The 5,683-nt window shown below is 34.4% G+C and carries 7 protein-coding genes and 1 pseudogene; 2 read left to right on the top strand and 6 right to left on the bottom strand.

From position 1 onward, the window contains the following. Window positions 1–42: 42 nt before the first annotated feature. The 5 genes from FD33_RS00395 to FD33_RS00375 form a co-directional block, all read right to left on the bottom strand. The gene (locus FD33_RS00395) at window positions 43–360 is read right to left on the bottom strand and encodes a hypothetical protein (protein WP_056955656.1); all 318 of its coding nucleotides are present in this window, start codon (window positions 358–360) and stop codon (window positions 43–45) included. A 71-nt stretch (window positions 361–431) separates the two neighbouring features. Continuing rightward, window positions 432–1,073 (bottom strand): NAD(P)H-binding protein, encoded by a 642-nt coding sequence (locus FD33_RS00390; protein WP_025086256.1) that lies wholly within the window; start codon window positions 1,071–1,073, stop codon window positions 432–434. Window positions 1,074–1,199: 126 nt separating this feature from the next. Next, entirely contained in the window at window positions 1,200–2,174 is a 975-nt protein-coding gene (locus FD33_RS00385; RefSeq protein ID WP_025086255.1) for a helix-turn-helix domain-containing protein, read from the bottom strand. Window positions 2,175–2,195: 21 nt separating this feature from the next. Next, window positions 2,196–3,008 (bottom strand): oxidoreductase, encoded by an 813-nt coding sequence (locus FD33_RS00380; RefSeq protein WP_025086254.1) that lies wholly within the window; start codon window positions 3,006–3,008, stop codon window positions 2,196–2,198. Window positions 3,009–3,140: 132 nt separating this feature from the next. Continuing rightward, window positions 3,141–4,016: a LysR family transcriptional regulator gene (locus tag FD33_RS00375; RefSeq protein WP_025086253.1), complete on the bottom strand. Its 876-nt coding sequence runs from the start codon at window positions 4,014–4,016 to the stop codon at window positions 3,141–3,143. A 156-nt stretch (window positions 4,017–4,172) separates the two neighbouring features. Between FD33_RS00375 and FD33_RS12830 the strand changes: the two are divergent. Both FD33_RS12830 and FD33_RS00370 read left to right on the top strand, forming a co-directional pair. Beyond that, window positions 4,173–4,250 (top strand): annotated as a pseudogene (locus tag FD33_RS12830) (oxidoreductase); the annotation flags it as partial. A gap of 12 nt (window positions 4,251–4,262) precedes the next feature. Continuing rightward, window positions 4,263–4,646 carry a DUF2255 family protein gene (locus FD33_RS00370; protein ID WP_025086252.1) on the top strand — a complete coding sequence of 128 codons (384 nt, stop codon included), beginning with the start codon at window positions 4,263–4,265 and terminating at the stop codon, window positions 4,644–4,646. Here FD33_RS00370 and FD33_RS00365 read toward each other — a convergent pair. Next, entirely contained in the window at window positions 4,633–5,370 is a 738-nt protein-coding gene (locus tag FD33_RS00365; protein WP_025086251.1) for an NmrA family NAD(P)-binding protein, read from the bottom strand. The two genes, FD33_RS00370 and FD33_RS00365, sit on opposite strands and share 14 nt — an antisense overlap. Window positions 5,371–5,683: the final 313 nt, after the last annotated feature.

The raw sequence follows: 5,683 nt of genomic DNA, 5'->3' as shown, positions 1-5,683 counted from the left end.
GGTGTTTTTATTTTGAGCTTTTATTGAAAGTGGCTAACTTGATTATAAAATTCGCCCAAATATCTTTATCAAAGAATAATCATAATAATTAAGAACCACATAAAAACCAGTTACTCCTAATACAATGGAACAGATAAGTAACAAATAAAGACATACCCAAATATACATACTCCGTTTCATACGTTTGTATTCTTGTGGATATTCCTCCATTATATCAGCGGTCCAGCGATATAACTTTGGACCATTAACCGCTTTATTATATTTACGAATTCGCTTAATTTCAGGTAAAACCTTAAAAATAAAAATTACAATACTGATTAATGCCAACACGGCAGATATGATCACTTTCAGTTTTAACATGGAAATATTCTCCTAACTTTCTATATACGAATAATGTTACACCATAACGTACATTTCAAGATAGGCTTTAATCACATCCAACTAGGTTTATCGCCATCAGTATTTGGTTTGTTCAATCCGACACTTGCTCGTAAGTTTTGACGTGGATTATTGATTAATTTTAGTACAAAATCAGCTACACTAGCACGTGAAACTTCTGTTCCTTTAAACGGTTGATCTTGAATCGTTTCCTCATAATCAATTTCGTCATTATCGGTTAACCATGCTGGACGAATTTCAGTATAGTAAAGGTCTGATTGTTCCAAAAGAGTGGCTGATTCTCTAAATCCAGGTAAAAATGCTGCAATTGCTTGTTCATTCCATTCACCAAATTTACCTGGCACTTCATGATGGGCACCTAAAGCACTAATGAAAATCAAACGTTTCTTTCCATCTTCTTCCATAGCAGCCAAAATACTCTTAGTTTGAGCGCCTAAATCAGTTCCACCGACATTGGAATAGATAATATCGGCTGGCTTCATAGCCTTTGCTAAATCTTGTGTTTTGAGAACATCCCCATCCACAATGGTTACTCTGTTATTTCCTTGATATTGACTCAATCTTTCAGCTTTTCTTAAGAAAAGAATCAAATTATTTTCTGTTTCCTTTAAGATACGTTCAATTAATATTCTAGCGGTACCACCATTGGCACCAATAATCATTACTGTACTCATATATTTATTCCTGCTTTCTGATTAACTTACTAGAATATTTTAAGTTCACTTATAACAGATGTCTAATACCTATAGCTAATATGTATCTATGCTCAAATTGAATATCTCTTTTTATATTCCAAATTTTTAAGCAATAATATTTTTCCGATAATTCGAAGGGCTACTATCATACCAAGCCTTAAAAGCTCGTGAAAATGACTCCGGATCAGAGTATCCCAATAAATAACTTATATCGATCAATGTTAAAGTCTCATCCTTCATTAAAGGATTAACTAAACTTTGCCGAGCATACTTCACTTGTTCATTGAACGAGGTTTTCAATGCTTTTAAATTTCGTTGCAAGGTTCGTTTACTAATATTTAAACTTTTTGATATTTCATCTATTCCAAAATCACCACTAGGAATTCTTTTTATCAGAAGTGCCTGTACATTTTCCTCTAATGATTTACCACTTTTAACTTCTAACTTTTTACGATCCAATTCTGGACGTATAAATTCCCACATAATATTATTTGAGGATAAGAAAGTTTGGGCTAAGTCATTATTGTCAAATATGATCTCGTTCTCCGTTAACTTTTCTGGCATTATTTTTAAAACATCAATTATATCCGTTCCATAGTCATATTTGCTCCCCACCTTAACAGGTATGATTGTCTTCGAGGTACCTGTTCTCAACAGATTGAGTATCAATAGTTGTTCTAGCATGACCGTAAAACGAGGTAATTCTAACTGTAAATCGATTCCCGAAATATGAACAGACGTAGTTTTTTCATTAGTTATGATTGTTAATTTTACTGGCCCTATTAGAAATTTATATTCAGCAAGCCGCTTTATAGCCTCTAACCCATTTTGGGCTGTCATTGCTGCAAAAAACGATGGCATGAAAGTATTCATCTTTTCTATTTGGGATAAATAGATAATATTTTGATCAGATGTTTTGCTATCCAATACATCCAATAAACGCCAATATTCACTATTATTAAGATCAATATTTTCCTTCCAAAGAATCTTATTGATTCCCGCTTCCTGCAATATATCATTAACGTTGAGACCCATTTTATTCATAAAAATCTGAAACTGATTAGAAATACTTATTTTCATTAATCAAAGAACTCCTATCTATTAGCTAGCATGCTTCATTATGAAATCAAAAACTGTTGTTGGTAAGATTGTTTTAGCAAATACCAGCGGTTTGGCTCCAAAGCCGATAAGATATCTAGTTTTGGGACGATTTGAGCTAACCGCTCTTAAAATAGCTTTGGAAACGACTTTAGGATCTGACATCATATTGGATGAGTATTGTTTTCTCATTCCTGTAGCTGCCTTGTCAGCCTGTTCTTCATAAGCACCACCCTGAGCAGATTTTTGTAGTTTATCGGCCGCAATGAAACCCCAATTGGTTTTGATACCACCGGGTTCAATAACGGAAACTTTAATTCCGAATTCTTTTGTTTCCATTCTTAATGCATCACTAAAAGCCTCCACAGCATACTTAGTAGCGTGATACCAAGCTCCCATATAACTAACTAAACGTCCTCCCATGGAAGAAGTATTAATGATTCGTCCCTCATGTTGTTTTCTCATATATGGTAATACTAATTGGGTTAATTGTGCCATTCCGAATAAGTTAACATCAAATTGTCGTTTGGCCTCTTCAATTGAGACATCCTCAACTGCTCCATAAGAACCATAACCAGCATTATTGATTAAAACATCAATATGTCCTTCTTCTTTGATAATAGTTTTAACGGCGCTTTTAATAGATTCTTCATTAGTGATATCCAATTCCAGTGGACGGACATTATATTTTTTTAATTCATTCAACTTGTCTAATCTACGAGCCGCACCATATACGATATTATTTTGTGATGCTAATAACTCCGCTGTTTGGTAACCAATCCCACTACTTGCACCTGTAATTAAAATAACTGACATTTGTCTGCCTCCGCGTCTCAATTTATGTACCTATAATACCGACAAATGACGTCAATCTTAATGGCATAAAGTGACATGTACTTAACTTATCGTGCCAAATAAAAAAACTGCTAAATTTTTAAATTAGCAGTTTTATTTATCAATATCACTAGATATCTGTTTCAAAAAAGCTTCGGCAGCTTGTGACAACTTTCTTCCCTTTTGCCAAACTAAATTAGTTCCTGCCGTTCGACGAGGCTCCAATGGCACAAAGATTAAGTCAGATTGATTAGTATTAATAATTCCATCAACACACAAAGCGTAACCTACTCCGGCTGAAACCAGTAATGATGCGTTATAAAGCAAATTATAAGTTGCTACAATGTTGAACTTCTTAGTGCTCTCACCATACCAATCCTTTAAAGTATCCAAAAAGCCGTTCTGTTGTGTGACAATCATGTCACGATTCTCTAGGTCATCCAGTGTTATATGATCTTTATTAGCTAAATCAGAACTACGTGGCATCAAAACTCCCCAACGACTCTCACCTAATAAGTGAATGAACTCGAAATCCTTCTTTGAGGCCGGATCTACTACAATACCAAAGTCAAAATTCCCTGAATCTAAATTTCTCCTAACATCGTTAGCATTTGTGCTAATGATATTGACTTTAATATGTGGATATTTATTTCTTAAAGCCTTAATCGACTGAGCTACACTAATGAAACTTCTTGTTTCCGCACTACCGATAACGATTGATCCGGTAATATCCTGACCTATCTGCATATTATCAAGTGTCTTATCAGCTAAAGCGAGAATCTGATTGACCTGATTAGAAAAATATTCACCCTCACTAGTTAATTCAATTGAGCGTCCACCTCTTTTAATCAATGTTACGCCCACTTCATCCTCCAAATCCTTCAATTGCCTGGAAATGGTTGGTTGAGAAACATGTAATTTTTCAGCGGCACGGCTAAAATTCAATTCTAATGCTACGGCCTGGAAATAACGCAACACTCGTAATTCCATTTTCATTTCTCCTTGCTATTACAATATCGTATGATTTTAGATACATTATAAGCATTAGACATTATTTAATTCAAGTCTTACTCTAATACATGTAAGCAAATTGATTAACTCAAGGAGAAGTATAAATATGGTTAATATCAAATTGGACTCCATCATGTTGCCTTTGCTATCAATCAGCCAGAAGATCCTAATGTTAGTGAGTTCACCGTTGGTTCAACAAGCCAGCCTTGGTAATTAGGTAAAATTATGACGAGTGAAAACAAATGGACATTAGAACAGTTACAAAGTTTTGCCAAAGTTGATGATTTTAGAGTCTCACCATTTTATAGTGATGGTAAAACCTACGGAACACCAACTTGGATCTGGTCGGTCGTTGTCGACGATAAATTATTTATCCGCGCTTGGAATGGTCAAAATTCCCGTTGGTATCGTTCTGCTATTCAACAACAAGGTGGACGAATATTCTTAGCTGGTTCCAATCATGAAGTAATTTTTGAAAAGTTACATAATGATAAAATTAATGATTTGGTGGATCAAGGTTATCACGATAAATATCAAAATAGTCCTTATCTTCCACCAATGATTCAGGCAGGACCTCGTAGTACTACAATTGAAGTTATTCCCAAATAAAAAATTCCTCTAGATTTTTATCTAGGGGAATTTTTCTATAACTTTCTAGCGTGGAAACAAATTTACTAGCTGGAATCTTTTCGATATCTAATTTTGTATTCACGGCCTCTTGAGTGGCAAAGGCTATTTGGTGATAAGATTTAGGTTCACCTGCTAAATCGAGTACTTCGCCATAATTTCCGTTAGCAATAACTCTAGCCCCAGCTTCGGCGTACTCTCTCTTTAAGGCAAAAGACAACTTACCTTCTTTAGCAAAATACGGAAATTGTTTTGTTTTAGCAGCATAATCGAATAGAGCTTGGTTTAACTCCGTATACCAACTATTTCGTAAAAAGGTATGAGGAATACCTGATTCTTTAATCCAATTCTCCGTTTGCGTGTGAATCGTTTCTAATCCAAATTTCGAATACTCAGGATGAGAAATACTCGTATAAGCAATGTATTTTATATGGTTAACTTGAGCTGCTTGAACAACATTTTGTTGAATATTAAGTCTAGAGACTGACACAAAAAGTAGACGATCAATTCCTTTAAGAGCATCAATCATAGAATTGACGTCCGTGTAATCACCAATTCTGACACTAACACCCTTAGCTTTTAATGCCTCACCCTTAGTCTCATTTCTAACCAATCCAAACAGATTAGCCTCTGGTGCAAATCTTTTCAAGTAATCGATGGCATAATTACCATATTCACCACTTGCTCCGGTTATCATAATATTCATAGTAATTTCTCCTTCTTACTTTTGACATAGTGACAATATTAACGTCATTTCCAAGGCCTTTCATTATACAAAAATGCTAAAATGCTAAAATGTATAAAAATTAGATATAATTACATTTTTATATAAATAAAAGGTTCGAAAATTTCAATAACAAGTTAGCCACTTGGACAAAATAAATTGAATCCAAGTGATATCAGTATTTGAAGTTTATAAATATGTCTTTAAGCGCCACAGGAACTAGCAAAGAGTTCTTGTGTCGTTTTATAGTTCAATAACTTTCTAGGCATATTGTTGAGCTTAAATTCTATGTCTC

It is taken from the genome of Companilactobacillus paralimentarius DSM 13238 = JCM 10415 (genome assembly GCF_001434985.1).
Lineage (GTDB): Bacteria > Bacillota > Bacilli > Lactobacillales > Lactobacillaceae > Companilactobacillus > Companilactobacillus paralimentarius.
The sequence above is the reverse complement of the archived record's forward strand: the minus strand, read 5'-3'. Positions and strand labels throughout refer to the sequence as shown.